Here is a 14887-nt window from a genome sequence, read left to right as displayed (position 1 = left end):
TCAGCCCCCCTGCACCGCGGTCAGGACCTCGACCCGGTCGCCGTCGGCGAGCGCCGTCGTCGCCCACTCGCCGCGCGGCACCACCGTCTCGTTGACGGCGGCGGCCACGCCGGAGGGGGCGGTGGTGAGGGAGGCGACCAGGGAGGCCAGGGAGACGGGGCCGGCGAGCGTGCGCGGCTCGCCGTTCACGGACACGTTCATGCGGGCTGCTCCTGGGGTGCGGACAGGACGGTGGGGAAGCGGCGGGGGGAGAAGGGGCGCGCCTCGTCGGGGAGGAGGCCGGTGGTCAGCGCCTCCGCCATGACGTCGCCGGTGACGGGGGTCAGGAGGACCCCGTTGCGGTAGTGGCCGGTGGCCAGGTGGAGGCCGGGCAGGGCGCTCGGCCCGAGCAGCGGCGCGTTGTCGGGGGAGCCGGGGCGCAGCCCGGCCAGGGTCTCGGTGAGCGGCAGCTCGGTGAGGCCGGGGACCAGCTCGTGGGCGTCGCGCAGCAGCTCGTACACCCCGCCCGCGGTCACCGTGGTGTCCCAGCCCAGCTCCTCGCTGGTGGCGCCGACGACCAGCTCGCCGTTCTCGCGCGGCACGAGGTAGACGTGGCTGCCGCGGACCACGGCCCGGACGGTGCGGGAGAGGAAGGGGGCGTACGGGGCGGGGATCCGCAGCCGCAGGACCTGGCCCTTCACCGGGCGGACCGGCGGCAGGACCGCCGCGGGCACGCCCGCGAGCCGGCCGCTGAGGCTGCCCGCGGCGAGGACGGTCTGGCCGGCGGCCAGCTCCGTGCCGTCGCCGAGGACGACGCCGCGCGCCCGGTCGCCCGCCACCGCGAGCCGCGCGGCGAGGGCCCGGTGGAAGACCACCCCGGCCCGCTCGCAGGCCACGAGGAGCGCGGCGGCCAGCCGGCGCGGGTCCACCTGGTGGTCGCCGTCCACCCGGAGCCCGCCGCGCACCCCGGGCGCCAGCATGGGTTCGAGGCGGCGGCACTCGCGGCCGCTCAGCCACTCGGAGGCGAGCCCGCAGCGGGTCTGGAGGGCGTGCAGTTCCCGCAGGTGGGCCCGGTCGTCGGCGTCGAGCGCCACGGCCAGGGTGCCGCAGGCGCGGTAGCCGACGTCGAGGCCGGTGGCCTCCTCCAGCTCGGCGACGAAGGCGGGGTAGCGGGCGGCGGAGGCCAGGTTGAGCCCGAGGAGGGTCTCCTCGCCGTAGTGGAGTTCGGTGACGGCGGCGAGCATGCCGGCCGCGACCCGCGCGGCGCCGCCGCCCGGCTCGGGGTCGACGACCGCGACGGCCAGCCCGCGCAGGGCCGCCCGCCAGGCCGTGACCAGGCCGATGATGCCGCCCCCGACCACGAGGACGTCGGTGTGCGCACCGCTGTCGGCGCTCCCGGAAGAGCGCGTTCCGGTGCTGTCGGAAGAACGCATGGGCGTGACCGCCCCTCCCTTCGCCGGCATGACCCGGATCAGGTTCGTACGGTCGGAGGCCGGTCAGCCTCCCTCTCAGCCCGGTGCGTCCGGGCTCCCGCGAGTGGTGTGTGTGACCGCCACCCTAGCCGCCGTCGGCGGGGCGCCACAGAGGGCCTCCCTTCCTGACGGTATGTCAGATGCGTAAGGTGGACGGGTGAGCGAGCAGAAGCAGACCCAGCGGCACGTCGTGATCGTCGGCGCGGGCATGGCGGGCGTGCAGACCGCCGTCGCCCTGCGCGAGCAGGGCTTCGAGGGCCCCGTCACCCTCATCGGCGCCGAACCCCACCAGCCCTACGACCGGCCCCCGCTCTCCAAGGCGGTCCTCCTCGGCAAGGCCGAGCACTCCGCCTTCGACGTCGACTTCGCCTCCCTCGGCGTCGACCTCCGGCTCGGCCTGGACGTCACCGGACTGCGCCCGGCCGACCACGAACTGGACACCGAGGCGGGACCCGTCCCGTACGACGTCCTCGTCCTCGCCACCGGCGCCCACCCGCTCACCCTCCCCGGCTCCGAGGGCGTCCCCGGCGTCCACCTGCTGCGCACCCTCGACGACGCCGTCCGCCTCGGCCCCGTCCTGGAGAACCGGCACGCCGTCGTCGTGGTCGGCGCCGGCTGGATCGGCGCCGAGTTCGCCACCGCCGCCCGCGAGGCCGGCTGCGCCGTCACCGTCGTCGAGGCCTCGGCCCTGCCGCTGGCCGGCGCCCTGCCCGCCGAGGTCACCACCTCCATGGCCGGCTGGTACGCCGAGAGCGGCGCCGAACTCCTCACCCACGCGCGCGTGGACACCGTCCGGCCCGGCGCCGTCGTCCTCGCCGACGGCCGCGAACTGCCCGCCGACGCCGTCGTCGTCGGCATCGGCGCCCGCCCCGCCACCGACTGGCTCGCCGGCTCCGGCATCGCCCTCGACCCGAGCGGCGCCGTCACCGCCGACGACCGGCTGCGCACCTCCCTGCCCGACGTGTACGCGGTCGGCGACTGCGCCTCCTTCCCCTCCGCCCGCTACGGGGAGCGCCTCCTCGTCCACCACTGGGACAACGCCCTCCAGGGCCCCCGCACGGTCGCCGCCGACATCCTGGACGCCGCCCCGGAGCCGTACGACCCCGTGCCGTACTTCTGGTCCGAGCAGTTCGGCCGCTTCGTCCAGTACGCGGGCCACCACGCCGGCGCCGACGCGCTGGTCCGGCGCGGCGACCCGTCCGGCGCCTCCTGGTCGGTGCTCTGGCTGCGGGCCGGCGTGCCGGTGGCGCTGCTGGCCGTCGGCCGGCCCCGCGACCTCGCCCAGGGGCGCAGGCTCATCGAGGCCGGCACCCCCGTCGACCCCGAGCGCGCCGCCGACCCGGCCGTCCCGCTGAAGTCCGCCGCCCTCTAGCACCCCCGTACGGAGGCGGTGGGGACGGGTCCGACTACCGGCTGTCGGTCCCGGATGGCAGGCTTGTCCCGTGACCGAGATTGACGCAAACATCGATGCTCTCGTCCCCGCCTGGCTCTACCTCCCCGACATCGCGGAGATGCTCGACGTCGAGGTGACGCGTGTGCGGCAGCTGGTGAAGGAGGGCCAGCTGATCGCCGTGCGCCGCGGAGAGAACAACGCCCTCCAGGTGCCCGCCGCCTTCATCCAGGACGGCAAGGTGGTCAAGGGCCTCGCCGGCACCCTGACCCTCCTGAAGGACGACGGCTTCACCGACGAAGAGATGCTGGAGTGGCTCTTCACCCCGGACCCGACCCTGCCCGGCACCCCCGCGCAGGCCCTCGGCGAGAATCGCGGCACGGAGGTGAAGCGCCGCGCCCAGGCGCTCGCCGTCTGACGCACCGAACCACCACCGAGCCGGTGCCGCGGCGGTCCGCCGCCGCGCCACCGGCACCACCCGACGGGGGGAACCACCATGCCTACGCCTCGTGAGCGGCTCGCCGACGCCCGGCTCTACCTGTGCACCGACGCCCGGAAGCGCCAGGGCGACCTGCCCGCCTTCCTCGACGCCGTGCTCTCCTCCGGCGTCGACGTCGTCCAGCTCCGCGACAAGGGCATGGAGGCCGCCGAGGAGCTGGAGCACCTCGCCGTGTTCGCCGACGCCTGCCGCCGGCACGGCACGCTCCTCGCCGTGAACGACCGGGCCGACGTCGCCCACGCCATCGGCTCCGACGTCCTCCACCTCGGCCAGGGCGACCTGCCCGTCCCCGCCGCCCGCGCGATCCTCGGCGACGAGGTGCTGATCGGCCGTTCCTGTCACGCCGAGTCCGAGGTGGCCGCGGCCGCCGCCGAACCCGGCGTCGACTACTTCTGCACCGGCCCCTGCTGGCCCACCCCCACCAAGCCCGGCCGGTACGCCCCCGGCCTCGGCCTGGTGCGGTACGCGGCCGGACTCGCCCAGGACCGCCCCTGGTTCGCCATCGGCGGCATCGACGAGGGCAACCTCGACGAGGTGCTGGACGCCGGCGCCCGCCGGATCGTCGTGGTCCGCGCGATCACCGAGGCCGACGACCCGGCCGCGGCCACCGCCTCCCTCGCCAAGCGCGTCCGGGAGCGGGCCGGCGCCTGAGCCGGACGACGGGGACCGGGCGCGGGACCGGGGCCGGGAACGGACCGGCGCCCGGGCCCGACGACGGGTCCGACCGGGACCGGGGCGGAGCGGCGCCCGGGCCGGGCGGCGGCCCCGGGCGCGGTCCGGAGCTTCGTCCAGGCGCGCGGGAGCGGCCTCGTACCGGTGTCCGAAAAGCTGTCCACTACTCGGACGCGGTTTCCTCGGCCACCTGGACCCCGTCTAACCTGCCCGTATGGCCCTTGGAACCGCTTCCGTCCGTACGGACCGCGCCCGCACGGTCCGCGAGATCCTCGCCTCCGGCACGTCGTACTCCTTCGAGTTCTACGCGCCCCGGACGCCCAAGGGCGAGCAGGTCCTCTGGAACGCCATGCGCCGCGTCGAGGCCGTCGGCCCCAGCTTCGTCTCCGTGACCTACGGCGCCGGCGGCTCCACCCGCGGCGGCACCGTCAAGGCCACCCAGAAGATCGCCTCGGACACCACCCTCACCCCGGTCGCCCACCTCACCGCCGTCGACCACTCGGTCGCCGAGCTGCGCAACGTCCTCGGCCAGTACGCCGACGCCGGCATCCGCAACATGCTGGCGCTGCGCGGCGACCCGCCGGGCGACCCGCTGGGCGACTGGGTCGAGCACCCCGAGGGCGTCCGCTACGCCGCCGACCTGGTCCGTCTCATCAAGGAGTCCGGCGACTTCTGCGTGGGCGTCGCCGCCTTCCCGGAGATGCACCCCCGGTCCACCGACTGGGACACCGACATCCGGCACTTCGTCGACAAGTGCCGGGCCGGCGCCGACTACGCGGTCACCCAGATGTTCTTCGACCCCGAGAACTACCTGCGGCTCCGCGACAGCGTCGAGAAGGCCGGCTGCGAGACCCCGATCATCCCCGAGGTCATGCCCGTCGTGAACGTGAAGACGCTCGACCGGCTGCCCCAGCTCAGCAACGCGGCCTTCCCGGCGGATGTGAAAGAACGCATCCTCGCGGTCAAGGACGATCCCGCCGCTGTACGCTCCATCGGTATCGAGTTCGCGACGGAGTTCTGCGCGCGCCTGCTGGCCGAGGGTGTCCCCGGTCTGCACTTCATCACGCTCAACAGCTCCACCGCGACGCTCGAGATCTACGAGAATCTCGGACTGCACCAGCAGTCCTGACCGGTCGTACCCGCCCCGACCCGCGGCGGTGGCCGTAGAGAGGGGCGGCGGGGCATGGGGTGGACGGTCCTCTACATCGCGTTCGGGCTGGTGGCCCTCTGGCTGCTGGGCGAGGTGCTGCTCCAGTACAAGGCGCGGCTGCGCTGGCGCATCCTCGCCTTCTGCGGCTTCCTCGGCGTGGTCGTCGGCGTGCTGCTGCCCTCGGTGGCGGTCATCATCACCGGCGCGGTCGGCTTCGCCGTCGGCCAGACCTTCGTGACCCTCTCCTTCCGCCGCGGCTTCTCCACCGGCTGGGCGATCGGCGGCAACCCCGGCGCCAGCCGCCGCCGCAAGGCGGCTTCCGAGGCCGGCCCCACCCTGGAGGTCTCCGGCCTCTCCTACGAGGGCGACGGCCCGGACGCCGGGGAACCGCGCGCCGGCCACGACGAGCCGACCTCCGTCCACGAGCCGCAGCCCCTGCCTGAGGACACCGGTCAGTACGGCGTCTACGGCGGCGGACAGCACGACCGGACCGCCCAGGCCCCCGCGTACGGCGGCTACGACACCGGCTCCTACGACACCGGCTCCTACGCCGCCTCCGGCCACGGGACCGGCGCCTACCCGGCCGACCCCTACGCCCCCGGCGGTCACGCCCCCGCCGGCCTGAACACGCCCGCGTACGACCCCTACGCCGCCGGCTACGAGCAGCAGCCCGGCTACGACTACGGCACCGCCGGCGGCCCGCAGCAGTATGCCGCCTACTCCGACCCGTACATCGGCCCCGGCACGGACGGCCAGCAGTACACCTCGTACTACGGCGACCCCTACGCCCCCTCGTACACCTACGACACCCCGCCCGGCGGCGTCTGGGTCCCGCAGCAGCGCGACACCGACGCGCAGCCGCCCCAGGCGCAGGCCCCGGGGCAGTACGGCCACGAGCCGCACCCGGACGAGCGGTCCCAGTACCGCTACTGAGGCCCCGCCCGGCCGGGCCCGGTCACTGCGAGCCGCGGAAGTCCGCGCCCTCCACGATCAGCCCGGCCACCAGCGCGCCCGACATGCCCGCGTGGGCGAGCCCGCCGCCCGGGTGCGACCAGCCGCCCGCGAAGTAGAGGCCGGGGACGGGGGAGAGGTTGGGCGCCGGGAGCCAGTCCCCCCGGGCGGACGCCAGCGCCGGGCCCGGCACCTCGGCCGTCCCGGTGGCCTCCCGCACGTCCTCCGGGGTGCGGACCTCCCGCCAGAGCAGCCGCTCGGCGAGGCCCGGCACCGCGGACGCGGCGGCCTCCACCATCCGGTCGGCGAGCTCCGCCCAGTCCTCCTCCGGCACCAGGTCCAGCATCATGGACACCGTCACCGACTCGTGGTCCGCGTCGGGCCGCAGCGCCGGATCGTCCGGCCGCAGGACCGTCACCGTGGGCGTGTGCAGCGGATCTCCGGCCCCGTGCACGACCGTGCGGTGCACGGCCCCCTCCTCACGGGCCCCGCGGAGGGCCAGCAGGACCGTCAGACGGCTGGTGCCGTGCCGCTGGAAGTGCGTCCACTCGTCGCTGTACTGCCACGGCAGGACCTGCTCGCGGTAGAGCTCCGGCACGGGCGCGCCGACGACCACGTGGTCCGCCTCCACCGCCTCGCCGGACTCCAGCCGCACCCCGACGGCCCGCTCGCCCTCGGTCAGCACGTCGTCGACGGGCGCGTCGAAGACGAACTCCACCCGCCGCTCCCGGCAGCGCTCGTACACCGCGTCCGCGAGCGCCCGCATGCCGCCGGCCACGTACCAGCTGCCGAAGGTCTGCTCCATGTACGGCAGGACGGCGGCGGACGCCGGGGCGGCGGCCGCCGGGAAGCCGTACGCCTCCGCGTACGAGTCGAGCAGCGCGACCAGCCGGGGGTCCCTCAGCTCGCGCTCCCCGATCCGGGCGAGCGTCCGCGTCGGGCGGCGCAGCAGGCCCGCCTTGAGGGCCGGGTACGGCTCGCGGGCGAGCGCCTTCGGGGCGGCGGGCTGCGGCTCCTCCAGGAGCGGGCGGCGGGTGCGGTCCCACGCCTCGCGGGCCCGCACCAGGAAGTCGCCCCAGCGCTCGCCCGCGCCCGCGCCGAGCGCCGCGTCCAGGGCGGCGAGCGTGCCCGCCCGGGAGGCGTTCGGCAGGTCCACGCGCGTGCCGTCGGCGAAGACGTGCCGGGCGGCCGGGTCGACCTGGCGCAGGTCGACGCACTCCTCCAGCGGCTTCTTCCCGGTCTTCACGAACAGGTCGCGGTAGACCGCCGGCAGGTGCAGCAGCCCCGGTCCCGTGTCGAAGGCGAAGCCGTCGCGCTCGAGGCGGCCCACCGCGCCGCCGTACGTCGACGTCCGCTCGTAGACCGTCACCGCGTGTCCGGCGACCGCGAGCCGCGCGGCCGCCGCCATGGCGCCGAGACCCGCGCCGATCACCACAATCCGTCCCATGTCAGGGACCTTATCGGCCTCCGCCGACAGGGCCGCCCGCAGGTGGCCCGCCCCCGGCCGCGGCCAGTCTGCGCTCCTCGCGGCGCTGGGCCCGGCGGCGCCGGAACCGCCGGATCCGCGAGGCCAGGAAGACCAGCAGCCACACCCCGAGCGCCAGCAGCACGGCGGCGATCACCGCCGCCGCCACCGGATGGAAGAGCGCGAAGGTGATGACCCCCGCCACCGCGAGGTCCTCGCCCGTACTGATCACGATGTTGGAGAACGGCTCCGGCGAGGTGTTCACCGCCATCCGGGTCCCCGCCTTGACCAGATGGCTCATCAGCGCCGTCGAACCGCCGACCGCCCCCGCCGCCAGCTCCGGCAGCGAACCGCTCTCGCCGGCGAGCAGGGCCGCCACCACGGCCCCCGCGACCGGCCGGATCACCGTGTGGACCGAGTCCCACACGTTGTCCACATAGGGGATCTTGTCCGCGACGGCCTCGCACAGGAACAGCACGCCGGCCGCGATCAGGACATCCGTGCGCTGGAGCGCCTCGGGCACCTCGTCGGTGAGCCCGGTCGCGCCGAAGACGCCGAGGAGCAGGACCACCGCGTACGCGTTGATCCCGCTCGCCCAGCCGCTGGTGAAGACCAGGGGGAGTACGGACACGCTCGCGATCGTAACGAGACGGCGCTTGTCCGTCACCCGTGCGGACCGCTCCGGCCGGGCTCCGGCGCGGCGCCTGAGTACCCGTACCTAGACGCCGAGATGAGTACCCGCGCGGATGGGGGAACGGCCCCCCGGAGGAGAGAGTGGAGCCCACGGAAGGGGCGCGGCTCCGCACCGCCGACACGGGGCGGCGGAACGGGGCCGCGCGCCTGCCGGTACGGGGGACGTGCACGGGGGTGTACGAAGGAAGCGCCGGTCCGGCGTGGCTCGGGGGGATCGAGCCTCGCGGGACCGGCGCTTTTCGTTTTTCGGATGGTGGGTCCGGGACCGGGGGTCCAAAATCCCGGATCCCGGATCTTGGATCTTGGATCTTGGATCCCGGATCTTGGATCCGATGTCCGGGACATCGGACATCGGATCCCGCATCCAATGTCCTGGATATTGGATCCAGTACCCGAGGTCCAGGACATCGGGTCCCGGATATTGGATCCTGGATCCTGGATCCGGGCTCAGCGGCCCCCGCCCACCCGCCCGTGCAGCAGCAGCGACAGCGCCGCGTGGACGTCGTCGAGGGACCGCTCGCTCTGGAAGGCCTTCCAGTCGAGCGCCGCGACCAGGACCATGCCCACCAGCGCCGCCGCCGTCAGCTGGACGTCGATCTCCTCGCTCAGCTCGCCCGCCTCGACGCCCTCGCGCAGGACCCCCTCCACCACGGCGACCGCCTCCTGGCGCACGACCAGGAGCGTGGAGTTCCACGCGCGGTTGGTGCGCCAGAGCTCGGCCACGTACAGCTGGGTGAAGGCCGGGTAGCGGTCGATGAAGACCAGGCCCGCGCGGATCATCGCGTCCAGCGCGGAGACCCGGCTGCCGCCCTTCGCCGCCGTCTCCTCGGCCGCCGCCCGCAGGGAGGCGGTCAGCAGGGAGACGCCGTGGCGCAGCAGCTCCTCGAAGAGCTCGGTCTTGCTCTTGAAGTTGTAGTAGACCGTGCCCTTGGCCACTCCGGCCCGCTCGGCGATCTCGTCGACCGTCGTGGCCGAGAACCCCTGCTCGGCGATGAGGGTGACGGCCGCCTCGTAGAGCTTGGCGCGGGTGGCCTGGCGCCGGGTGCTGCTGCTTTCCATGGGGTCGATTCTCACAGAGGCGGGCCGGGTCACAGGGACAGCTCGGGGTGGAGCCGGTCCAGCGTCCACACCTGCTTGCGCCGCGCGGTGACCGCGGTCAGGGCGAGCGCGCCCAGGGTGAAGGCGGTCAGGACGGCGACGGCCTCCCAGACCGGTCCGAGTCCGCCGCCGGTGATGAGCCGGCGCAGCGCCTCGACCACGTGGGTCATCGGCAGGAAGGGGTGGACGGCGTTGAAGAAGGCCGGACTGGTCTGCACCGGGTAGGTGCCGCCCGCCGAGGTCAGCTGGACCATGAGCAGCGCGAGCACCAGGATCCGGCCGGCCGCGCCGAAGCGGGCGTTCAGCCACTGGATGATCGCGGCGAAGCAGCAGGTCACCAGGGCGAGGAAGCCGACCGTGCCGGCCGCGCGGGTCATCTCCAGGCCGAGCCCCCAGTGCAGGACGGAGAGGAGCGCGCCGACCTGGAGGACGCCGATCGCCGCCACCGGGAACCAGCCGGCCAGCGCGATCCGCCAGGCGGAGGCGCCCGCGGCGAGGGCCCGCCGGTTCATCGGCTGGATGATCATGTAGGCGACCATCGCGCCGACCCAGAGGGAGAGCGGGATGAAGTACGGGGCGAAGCCGGTGCCGTAGTTCGGCGCCTTGTGGAGCGACTGGGCGGCCAGCTTCACCGGGTCGGCCATGACCTCCGTACGCCGGTCGCGCTCGGCCTCGTCGTAGTCCGGGATCTTGTCGACGCCGTCCTTGAGGCCGGTGGCGAGCGAACCGGAGCCGTCGGCCAGCTTGAACAGGCCGCCGTCGAGGTCGCCGGCGCCCTTCTTCAGCTTGCCGACCCCGCTGTCCAGGCTGACCGATCCGGCGCGGGCGCCGGTGATGCCGGTGTGCAGCTGCTCCGCGCCCTCGGCGACCTTCTGGGCGCCCTTGTTGAGCTCGTTGATCTTCCGGATGGCGTCCTTGACGTCCTGGTCCAGGCGCGGGGAGCGGGCGGCCAGCTCGTCGGCGTCCTTCTTCAGCTTCTTCAGCCGGGTGTCGAGCGTCTTCAGGTCGCCCTTGCTGTCCTTGGTCAGCTCGTGCACGTCGTCCGCGACGGTGGCCACGTCACCGGCGGTCGTCGACGCCTCCTTCAGGGCCGCGCACACCTCCGTGGGGTCGGGGAGCGTGACGCCCTCGGGCAGGGTGACGCCCTCGGGCAGCTCGGCCGGCGGGGTGGCGGTGGCGCCGGGCTTCGCGCAGGACTCGCGGTGCAGCCGGTCCAGGGTCTCGTCCGCCTTGTGGGCGGCGGTCCGCAGGGCCGGGGCGCGCCGGACCAGGTCCTCCAGGTCGTTGCGGGCGGCGGTGGCCGAGTCGGAGACGAGCTTGGCGGTGTCACGGATCGACTTGCCGTTGTTCGCGAGGTACGGGCGGACCTTGTCCGCGGTGCCGTTCACCTTGTCGGCGAGCGCCTGGGTGCCGTTCGCGACCTTGCGGGACCCGGTCTGGAGGTCCTTGGATCCTTTGTCCAGTTTCTTCAGGCCGGAGGCCAGGTCGCTGCTGCCGGCCTTGGCGTCCGTCAGGCCCGCGGAGAGGTCCTTGGAGCCCTTCTTCGCCTTGTCCACGCCCTTCTTCAGGTCGGCCGCGCCCTTGGCGGCCTCGGCGGTGGCCTCGTGGATGTCGGAGAAGGAGATGAAGATCTTGTCGAGGAAGGTCCGGGAGGACTTGGTGGAGGCGGCGGTGCGCACCTCGGAGAAGACCGTCCGCGAGATCTGGCCGACGATGTAGTTGTTGGAGTCGTTCGTGCGGACCTTCAGGGCGCCGGTCTCGGGGGAGTCCCCGGAGCTGGACGCGATCCGCTCGCTGAAGTCGCGGGGCACGGTCAGGGACAGGTAGTACGTGCCGTCCTCGACGCCCTTGCGCGCCTCGGCGTCGCTGACCTCGTGCCACTCGAAGGTCCTGCTGTCGAGCAGCCCCTCGGTGATGTCCTCGCCCGCGGTGATCCGCTTGCCGTCGGCGGTGGCGCCGCGGTCCTCGTTCACCAGGGCCACGGGCAGCCGGTCGAGCCTGCTGTACGGGTCCCAGAACGAGTACAGGTACAGGGCGCCGTACAGCAGCGGCAACAGCAGGACCGCGACGAGCGCGGCGCGCGGCAGCTTGCCCCTGCCGAAGCGCCTCAGCTCAAGCGCGGCCAGTTTCGGCGAGCGCATCGGCCGCCCCCTCCTCGGTGGTGTCGTCTTCGGCGGTCGCGTCCGGTCCGGCGGGGCCGGCCGGGTCGGCGGGTTCGGCGGATCCGTCGGGGTCCGCCGGGGCGACCGGTTCAGCGGGGACGGCCGGTTCGGCCGGGGTGGCGGTGTCGTCGGCGTCCGCCTTCGTGGCGGTGTCGACCGTGGTGATCCGCAGGGCGCCGGCCGGGGCCTCGCTGCAGACGGCGAGGACGGTGGTGCCGGCGGCGGCCACCGCGCGCAGCAGCGCCCACGCCTCGGCCCGGTCGGCGTCCGACAGCTTCAGGTCCGTGTCGTCCACGCCGAGCAGCCGGGGCCGGCCCAGCAGGGCCAGCGCGATCGACAGGCGCAGCGCCTCCAGGCGTTCCAGATCCCGTACGGAGGTCCGCTCGCCCTTCGGCAGGGCGGCGAGGTCCAGGCCGGCGGCCGCCACGGCCTCGTCGATCCGGGCCCGGGTCTCGGCGGCGCGGGCGCCGGGCCGGCGCAGCAGGGCGCGGACCGAGCCGTCGAAACGGCGCTGGAGCAGTGCCCGCTCGCGCAGGTGCTCGGCCACCGTGAGGGCCGGGTCCAGCTCGCTGACGCCGGGGACCTGGCCCAGCGCGGCGATCCGGCGCACGGCGGCCATCCGGCGCGGCAGCGGCAGCGCGCCGACCTCGGCGTGCCCCTCCCGGATCTTCATCCGGCCGGTGAGCGCGAGGAGCAGGCAGGTGCGGCCGGTGCCGGACGGGCCCTCGATCGCCACCAGGGAACCGGCCCCGGCGCGGAAGGAGACGTCCCGGAAGACCCAGCCGCGGGGGCCCTTGAGCCCCAGCCCCTCGACCACGACCGCAGCGCCGTGCGCCGCCGGGTCGCGGTCGGCGCCGGTCTCCCCGCCGGCCCCCTCCCGAGACGGCCATGTGGTCAGGTCCTCGGATCCCACGGACCCACCCCCGCTTCCCCACTTTTGAACTGACTGGTCAGTCCAAAAGTTACCCGCGCGTCGCCTTCCTGGCAAAGCCCCAGGTCAGGGCGATTGTCAGTGGGGGGCGACACGATGGACACAGACGGCGACAAGGCCGTCACAGACGACAGGAGGCTCGTCATGGCCAGTCCTTTCGCAGCAGCCGACGTCCACCCCGTGTCCCGCCGGACCGCGGCCCCGCCCGCCGCCCTCGACCTGCTCGCCAAGGCCCGGGCCGGGCTCGACGAGGCCGAGGCCCTCGACCGCCCCCACGAGAGGTACGCCACCGCGCACCTCGCCGCCCTCCGCGCCGCGGCCGCCGTCCTCGCCGCCCGCGCCCGCCCCGAGCCCCGTACCCGGCGGCGCCAGGCCATAAGGAGCGCCTGGGAACTGCTCCCGCAGCTCGCGCCCGAGCTCGCCGAATGGAGCGCCCTGTTCGCCTCCGGTGCCTCCCGCCGCGCCCTCGCCGAGGCCGGGGTCGCCGCCGCCGCGACCCCGCGCGACGCCGACGACCTGGTCAGGGACGCGGCCCATTTCCTCCGCCTGGTCGAGCGGCTGCTCGTGCTCCAGCCGGTCCTGCCCCGGCAGCCCCCGGCGGACGGGGCCGCCGGTTGATCCGCGAGGCGTCCCGGAGGTCATAGGGTGGGGGCGTTCGTACCCGTCACCGAGGAGTCGAGAGCCGTGCCGGACCCTTCCCCTGCCTTCGGCCGTGAGGCGTCGTCGCGCCCGTCGCGGGCCTCCCTGCGAACCGCTGTCGTCTGGGACGTCCTCAAAGACGCCCTCGACCGCCGGGTCGGGACCACCGGGAAGGCCGCCCTGGACGTCCTCGACACCGGCGGCGGCTCCGGCAACTTCGCGGTGCCGGTGGCCCGCCTCGGCCACCGCGTCACCGTCGTCGACCCCAGCCCCAACGCGCTCTTCGCGCTGGAGCGCCGGGCCGAGGAGGCCGGCGTCGCCGACCTGGTGACCGGCGTCCAGGGCGACGTCCGCGGCCTCTTCGACGTGGTCGAGCGCGGCGCCTACGACGCGGTGCTCTGCCACGGCGTCCTGGAGTACGTGGACGACCCCGCCGAGGGCGTGCGCAACGCGGTGGCCGCGCTCCGCCCCGGCGGCGCGCTCAGCCTGCTCGGCGCCGGCCTCGGCGGGGCGGTCCTCGCCCGCGCCCTCGCCGGACACTTCACCGAGGCCCGGACCGCGCTCGGCGACCCCGACGGCCGCTGGGGCGCCGGCGACCCCGTGCCCCGGCGCTTCACCGCCGAGCAGCTCACCGGTCTGGCCGAGGAGGCCGGTCTCGCCGTGGGCGCCGTCCACGGCGTACGGATCTTCGCCGACCTCGTCCCCGGCGTCCTCGTCGACACCGAGCCCGGAGCCGCCGAGGCCCTCCTGAAGCTGGAGGCGGCCGCCGCCGAACTGCCCGCCTTCCACGCCGTCGCGACCCAGCTCCACGTGCTCGCGGAGAAGCCGGTCTGATCCGGCGGAACTCAGGGCCCGCGCCACCCGTTCGGAGGTGCGGGCCCTGCTCTGCCACAGGCCGCCCCATATGCGGCATCGCGCCGTATGATCGAGGGAAACCATCCGGCATGACGGGCGGACGGCTGGGGAATCAACGCCTCACCAACCGAACCGCATGGCGGCCCGGATGGGCTGATCGGCATTGAGGGCGGGTTTCACGGGGGCGATTCCCTGCCTATCCTGAAAGGGCCGCAAACCGGTCGCCCCCGCGACCGACGACTAGGAGGACTCCGTGCCGCTCTCGGAGCACGAGCAGCGAATGCTCGAGCAGATGGAGCGAGCGCTGTACGCCGAAGACCCCAAGTTCGCGACAGCGCTCGAGGGAAGCGGACTGCGTACGTACACCCGGCGACGGGTCTACCAGGCAGTTGTCGGCTTCCTGGTGGGTATCGCGCTCCTCATGGCCGGACTGGTCTTTTTCGAGGACGGCCTGATCTGGATCAGCGTGGTGGGATTCCTCGTCATGCTGGGCTGTGCGGTCCTGGCCGTCACCGGGTGGCGCAAGGCGCCGAAGCCGGGAGAGCAGCAGGCCAGGGGCCGCCAGAGTGGTGGCCGGGCGCGACACTCCATGATGGACCGGATCGAGGCGCGGTGGCAGCGACGCCGCGACGAGCAGCAGGGCGGCGGCCACTGACGCCCCCCTGAGCGGAGACCCCGCACCCCCGTGACCCCGCCCCGCCGGCCCCGAGCCCCGGCGGGGCGCCGTCTTTCCCCCGCGATCCGCGCCCACCGCCCCCCGGTGCGGGCCGCGCCCGCCGTCGCTGTGGGCAATCGTCCCGCAGGGCTGGGGGTCCCCCCTGGACGAAGTCCTTGGGGGAGGGTGGGCACAGGGACGGCGCCCCGTGCCGGGCCAAGGCTTTCCGGGCCTGGGCCCGCACCCCTTGTACGGCTTCGTACAGGTGCGGGCCCA

Annotated in this window: 15 protein-coding genes and 1 riboswitch; of the genes, 8 read left to right on the top strand and 7 right to left on the bottom strand. The window is 74.4% G+C overall.

The window, feature by feature from the left end; genetic code table 11:
* On the bottom strand, positions 1 to 201 hold the full coding sequence (gene thiS, locus AB0E83_RS25080) for a sulfur carrier protein ThiS (protein WP_362116034.1): 201 nt from the start codon (positions 199 to 201) through the stop codon (positions 1 to 3).
* Positions 198 to 1412, bottom strand: a complete 1215-nt coding sequence (gene thiO, locus AB0E83_RS25075; RefSeq protein ID WP_362116031.1) for a glycine oxidase ThiO — start codon at positions 1410 to 1412, stop codon at positions 198 to 200. Before thiO ends, thiS begins: the two co-directional genes overlap by 4 nt.
* Positions 1410 to 1523, bottom strand: a riboswitch (TPP riboswitch). It overlaps the preceding gene by 3 nt.
* 85 nt (positions 1524 to 1608) lie before the next feature.
* Here thiO and AB0E83_RS25070 point away from each other — a divergent pair.
* The 5 genes from AB0E83_RS25070 to AB0E83_RS25050 all read left to right on the top strand — a co-directional run bounded on the left by AB0E83_RS25070 (position 1609) and on the right by AB0E83_RS25050 (position 6095).
* Positions 1609 to 2823 carry an FAD-dependent oxidoreductase gene (locus AB0E83_RS25070; RefSeq protein WP_362116028.1) on the top strand — a complete coding sequence of 405 codons (1215 nt, stop codon included), beginning with the start codon at positions 1609 to 1611 and terminating at the stop codon, positions 2821 to 2823.
* A gap of 70 nt (positions 2824 to 2893) precedes the next feature.
* On the top strand, positions 2894 to 3259 hold the full coding sequence (locus AB0E83_RS25065; RefSeq protein WP_362116025.1) for an Rv2175c family DNA-binding protein: 366 nt from the start codon (positions 2894 to 2896) through the stop codon (positions 3257 to 3259).
* Between the two features lie 78 nt (positions 3260 to 3337).
* The gene (gene thiE / locus AB0E83_RS25060) at positions 3338 to 3991 is read left to right on the top strand and encodes a thiamine phosphate synthase (protein ID WP_362116022.1); all 654 of its coding nucleotides are present in this window, start codon (positions 3338 to 3340) and stop codon (positions 3989 to 3991) included.
* Positions 3992 to 4226: 235 nt separating this feature from the next.
* Complete coding sequence (metF, locus tag AB0E83_RS25055; RefSeq protein WP_362116019.1) at positions 4227 to 5141, top strand: methylenetetrahydrofolate reductase [NAD(P)H]; 915 nt, start codon at positions 4227 to 4229, stop codon at positions 5139 to 5141.
* A gap of 54 nt (positions 5142 to 5195) precedes the next feature.
* Complete coding sequence (locus AB0E83_RS25050; protein WP_362116016.1) at positions 5196 to 6095, top strand: hypothetical protein; 900 nt, start codon at positions 5196 to 5198, stop codon at positions 6093 to 6095.
* A gap of 22 nt (positions 6096 to 6117) precedes the next feature.
* Here the strand turns inward: AB0E83_RS25050 and AB0E83_RS25045 are convergent, their stop codons facing one another.
* From AB0E83_RS25045 to AB0E83_RS25025, 5 genes are all read right to left on the bottom strand, one after another.
* Positions 6118 to 7560 carry an NAD(P)/FAD-dependent oxidoreductase gene (locus AB0E83_RS25045; RefSeq protein ID WP_362116013.1) on the bottom strand — a complete coding sequence of 481 codons (1443 nt, stop codon included), beginning with the start codon at positions 7558 to 7560 and terminating at the stop codon, positions 6118 to 6120.
* A 10-nt stretch (positions 7561 to 7570) separates the two neighbouring features.
* Positions 7571 to 8209: a DUF4126 domain-containing protein gene (locus AB0E83_RS25040; protein ID WP_362116010.1), complete on the bottom strand. Its 639-nt coding sequence runs from the start codon at positions 8207 to 8209 to the stop codon at positions 7571 to 7573.
* 509 nt (positions 8210 to 8718) lie between these two features.
* Entirely contained in the window at positions 8719 to 9330 is a 612-nt protein-coding gene (locus tag AB0E83_RS25035) for a TetR/AcrR family transcriptional regulator (RefSeq protein ID WP_362116007.1), read from the bottom strand.
* Positions 9331 to 9359: 29 nt separating this feature from the next.
* Positions 9360 to 11510 carry a YhgE/Pip domain-containing protein gene (locus AB0E83_RS25030; RefSeq protein WP_362116004.1) on the bottom strand — a complete coding sequence of 717 codons (2151 nt, stop codon included), beginning with the start codon at positions 11508 to 11510 and terminating at the stop codon, positions 9360 to 9362.
* The gene (locus AB0E83_RS25025; protein ID WP_362116104.1) at positions 11482 to 12348 is read right to left on the bottom strand and encodes an ATP-binding cassette domain-containing protein; all 867 of its coding nucleotides are present in this window, start codon (positions 12346 to 12348) and stop codon (positions 11482 to 11484) included. Before AB0E83_RS25025 ends, AB0E83_RS25030 begins: the two co-directional genes overlap by 29 nt.
* Positions 12349 to 12606: 258 nt before the next feature.
* Here AB0E83_RS25025 and AB0E83_RS25020 point away from each other — a divergent pair, with 258 nt between their 5' ends.
* The 3 genes from AB0E83_RS25020 to AB0E83_RS25010 all read left to right on the top strand — a co-directional run bounded on the left by AB0E83_RS25020 (position 12607) and on the right by AB0E83_RS25010 (position 14611).
* The gene (locus AB0E83_RS25020) at positions 12607 to 13080 is read left to right on the top strand and encodes an SAV_6107 family HEPN domain-containing protein (RefSeq protein WP_362116001.1); all 474 of its coding nucleotides are present in this window, start codon (positions 12607 to 12609) and stop codon (positions 13078 to 13080) included.
* A 66-nt stretch (positions 13081 to 13146) separates the two neighbouring features.
* The gene (locus AB0E83_RS25015; protein ID WP_362115998.1) at positions 13147 to 13935 is read left to right on the top strand and encodes a methyltransferase; all 789 of its coding nucleotides are present in this window, start codon (positions 13147 to 13149) and stop codon (positions 13933 to 13935) included.
* A 274-nt stretch (positions 13936 to 14209) separates the two neighbouring features.
* Complete coding sequence (locus AB0E83_RS25010; protein ID WP_362115995.1) at positions 14210 to 14611, top strand: DUF3040 domain-containing protein; 402 nt, start codon at positions 14210 to 14212, stop codon at positions 14609 to 14611.
* The last annotated feature ends 276 nt before the right edge of the window (positions 14612 to 14887 follow it).

The sequence above is a fragment of the Streptomyces sp. NPDC035033 genome, assembly GCF_040636735.1.
GTDB lineage: Bacteria > Actinomycetota > Actinomycetes > Streptomycetales > Streptomycetaceae > Streptomyces.
This window is presented reverse-complemented; position numbering and strand designations above follow the sequence as displayed.